Source organism: Marinobacter sp. UBA2498 (assembly GCF_002341575.1).
Taxonomy (GTDB): Bacteria; Pseudomonadota; Gammaproteobacteria; order Pseudomonadales; family Oleiphilaceae; genus Marinobacter; species Marinobacter manganoxydans.
On sequence record NZ_DDOI01000080.1, the window covers coordinates 29813 to 30704 of the forward strand.

Genomic DNA, 892 nt, shown 5'->3' on the forward strand with positions numbered 1-892 from the left:
GGCGGAGCCCAATAAAAGGCGCCGACGGCTCATTTGGATTGACTCTGCCGGAGACTGGGAGGCAATGGCGGGCGAATCATTGATCGACATGGTATTTCCCTCATTGTTGATCACTCCGGACTGGTTCCGGTTTTGTTGTTGGGCTGATTGCGAATGCATGAGTTAAGTGTAGGGATTGATTAGAAAATAACCACCGAGGTCGGTTCAGGAAGCACTCATCGCTGACTTGTCGATGGGTGGCACATTGCCCGATGGCGCCACAACCAGTAAGCCCGATGCCCGCATCGGCAACCCAATAACTTCCAGCTCGTTGTCACGGGTTCGAAAATCACCGGCACGGGCCACGGCCTGTCGCACGTCCGGATTCCGGAAAAACACGCGCTCCGATATTTGGTACTGAACGATCAGGCTGTTGCCCAGCCGCACGGCGTAGGCCTCGGCGGGCTCGCCACCTACTCTGGTTGTCCAACGGGCCAGAACGCGGCCATTGGCCCACTGCATGGGCGGCGACAGGTCGGCGTCGTCAGACGGCGTGCGCAGATCGTTGCCCACCACCCGCTGATAATCGGCCAGCACGTCGTTGACCATGGGAATCTGACTGGCCACCGCCATCTGATTGGGATCTTCGGGCGTCAGGCTGGGTACCAGAAGCATCGCCGCCAGCACCATGGCCACCGCCCAGCCGCCGCCTCCGATGACAGCCGATGGGCTCAGGCGGGTCAACCAGTGTTTCAGGCCTTCCAGAGGCTTCTGACCGACCGGGCGCCTGTCGCTGGTCTGGACGCTGGCAAGGGTATCGTCGAGGCGCTTGGCAAATGCGGGGGACAATCTGGGCGCGGGTATCTCTTGTAGTCGTTCAGAAAGCATCCGCTGGCGTTCGGCATCGTGTCGG

1 protein-coding gene is annotated in these 892 nt (G+C 60.4%); it reads right to left on the reverse strand.

Features of this window, described 5'->3' with window-relative positions:
• Positions 1–204: 204 nt before the first annotated feature.
• Positions 205–892: hypothetical protein (locus tag B2W52_RS10955; RefSeq protein WP_286803016.1), on the reverse strand; the 688-nt coding region annotated here is incomplete at its 5' end.